This is a genomic window from Streptomyces albus subsp. albus (assembly GCF_000719865.1).
Taxonomy (GTDB): Bacteria; Actinomycetota; Actinomycetes; order Streptomycetales; family Streptomycetaceae; genus Streptomyces; species Streptomyces albus_E.
This window is the reverse complement of the sequence record NZ_JOID01000068.1, coordinates 1-2027: the sequence shown is the minus strand read 5'-3', so window position 1 is coordinate 2027 and position 2027 is coordinate 1. Positions and strand designations below refer to the sequence as shown.

General features: G+C 68.7%; 1 protein-coding gene and 1 pseudogene. Both read left to right on the top strand.

What is annotated here, in order from left to right:
- Positions 1 to 200 precede the first annotated feature (200 nt).
- Positions 201 to 322: pseudogene (locus IF83_RS35200) on the top strand (aminomethyltransferase beta-barrel domain-containing protein); the annotation flags it as partial.
- Between the two features lie 175 nt (positions 323 to 497).
- Complete coding sequence (locus IF83_RS0129360) at positions 498 to 1262, top strand: hypothetical protein (protein WP_037682031.1); 765 nt, start codon at positions 498 to 500, stop codon at positions 1260 to 1262.
- The last annotated feature ends 765 nt before the right edge of the window (positions 1263 to 2027 follow it).

The following is a 2027-nucleotide window of genomic DNA, read 5'->3' as shown; positions in this document are numbered from 1 at the left end:
AAATGCGATGGCGTGGCTGGTGCCGGTGGGTGGCTGAGGGAGGCACACGCGCGCCTGGGTTTTTCGGCTGTCCCGCCGTCGTGGCGGGCTGTCGGTGGTAGCGGTCGTGGGCGGCTGTCGTGGGCTGCCGCGACGGGGTCGACTGCGCCTTCCTCGTCGTCGGATGCGCACTGATCTGCCGGCGACGCCTGAACTCCCCGATGACGTTCACCGAGCCGGTCCGAGGCGTCGTCCCCGGTCAGGCCATCGTCCTGTACGACGACGCGCGCGTGGGTGGGTTCGGACCATCGCCACCACCCGGCGTGCGGCGGCCGCCGCCTGAGGAGGAGAGACCGGCCGCCCGGATGATCTAGAGTTCCCGCGGTGGGCAGTTGACCCCGCCGCGCAGACACTCGACTCAGGGGTGGGGATTGATCACTTCGATATCGGCTGCTGCTCCGCAGCGGCACAGACCCTCGGCTGCGCGGCGCGCGGCCGCCGCAGCGGTGGCCGGAGGCATGGCGCTGGCGGGTGTGGGGCTCACGGCGCCGAGCGCGCACGCCGCCGACAGCGACATCTCGTTCTCGAACGTCGTGTTCAACAACGGCAAGCCCATCGTCGTCGGCATCAGCGCCGAGGTCGAGGCTCCGTTGACGTACACCGTCAAGACCAACGTGACGCTCGACTCCTGGTGGGTCAAGGCCTACCGAGGCACTTACGGAACCAACGAGTACACGCTTGCGGGGATCACGACCAGGTGGGGCTGCGGGCGGTCCTCCGCGGGCGGCTACACCTTCCACGACTGCGACGAGACGATGACCATCGACCCCGACAACATGCCGGGCGGCAATGGCAACAAGCTCGTCAACAGCGACGCCACCGCCTGGAAGAGCGTCGGCACGGCCATCAAGAAGAACGGCAGTTACGACGACGACCTGCTCTCCGCGACGGTCCGCCTCCAGCGTGCCACGCGCATCCGGAACATGAACGCCTCCCCAGAGCCGGTCACCAAGGGCAAGCCGATCACCGTCACCGGCACCGTGCAGCGCGCCAACTGGAGCCTGCACCGCTACGACAACTACGGCGGCCGACTGGTGAAGCTGCAGTTCAAGCCCGCCGGTTCCAGCACCTACACCACGGTCAAGTCGGTAACCGCCAGCAGTACCGGCTACCTGAAGACCACGGTGACCGCCTCCCAGGACGGCACATGGCGCTGGCGCTACAGCGGCAACACCACGAGCGGCGCCAGCAACTCCTCTGGTGACTACGTGGACGTGAACTAAGTCTGCTGGAGGCCCTCGACCTGCTTCTCGGTCGCCTCGCCTGACCGCACAGCGAAGGCCCCGCTCCGGCGGGGCCTTCCGCACGCCGGGACACGTTGACCACCCCTGCCCGACTGACGTGCCGACCACCGGGTGCTGCCGGTTCTCGCGAACATCGAGCGCGGCCGGGATCGAGCGCTGCCCGAAACGCTACAACCGCTGTCGGCACTCGCGAACAGAACCAACCGTCCATCCCCGGCCTCATGACGCGGACGGTAGACAAAGAACGAGCTAGAAGTTCCAAGGCGCGGGCTGGGGGCGAGGTTTGAGGGTGGGGTTCGGCGTGGCGGCTGGAGCTACTCCGAGCTGTGACGGCGGCCGCAGGCCGGCCGTCTGTGGCTGGTGGCTGGTCAGGGGTCGCGCGGTTTTGGTGGGCCTTGGCGGGGCGAGGCGTCGCAAATTCCAATCCTGTCTCACCGGTGGGCGGGCTTGGTTTCGCGATCTGGCTCCGGGTGCTGTGAAGGCCATGGAGAAGCGCCGCCTCCACCGAGGGCTTTCTCGCGACCGCTGCTGGCGGGGCTGCTCTGCGGTGCACGCCTGTTGGGGTTTCGGGTGTTGCTGGTCTTGCGGGGTTCCGGGCATGGGTGTGGGCCCGTCCGCGCGGTGGCGGAGGGGCTGGCCCGGTGAGCCCGGCTGTTGCTGCCGGGGGTTAGGTGGTGGGGGTGTGGGGTGGGTTGGTGTAGGTGTGGCCGGTCGGTGCCGTCCAGCGGACCTCACCGGTGCGGG